Here is a 330-nt window from a genome sequence, read left to right as displayed (position 1 = left end):
GTCCCCAGCCTCGCCACCTCACTCACCGCGGTCCTCGACCAGCGCATACTCCTCTCGGCGAGGATCGAGGAATTGCTGGAGACGCACCCTCTTTCCCCGGTCCTGACCTCGATGCCCGGCATCGGGATCAGGACCGCCGCCCGGATCCTCGTCGACGTCGGCGACGCGAAGGCCTTCCCAAGCGCCGGCAACCTCGCCGCCTACGCGGGCCTGGCGCCAGTCACCCGCGCGTCCGGCTCCTCCATCCGCGGCGAACACCCCTCCCGGCGCGGCAACAAGCAGCTCAAACGGGCCTTCTACCTCGCCGCATTCGCCTCACTGTCCCAACCT

General features: G+C 69.4%; 1 protein-coding gene. It reads left to right on the top strand.

Features of this window, described 5'->3' with window-relative positions; genetic code table 11:
* On the top strand, positions 1-330 hold a 330-nt coding region (locus tag PUR61_RS18940), incomplete at both ends, for a transposase (protein ID WP_329880124.1).

Origin of the sequence: Streptomyces sp. BE20 (genome assembly GCF_036322525.1) — a bacterium.
In the GTDB taxonomy this organism is placed as follows: Bacteria; Actinomycetota; Actinomycetes; order Streptomycetales; family Streptomycetaceae; genus Kitasatospora.
The sequence above is the reverse complement of the archived record's forward strand: the minus strand, read 5'-3'. Positions and strand labels throughout refer to the sequence as shown.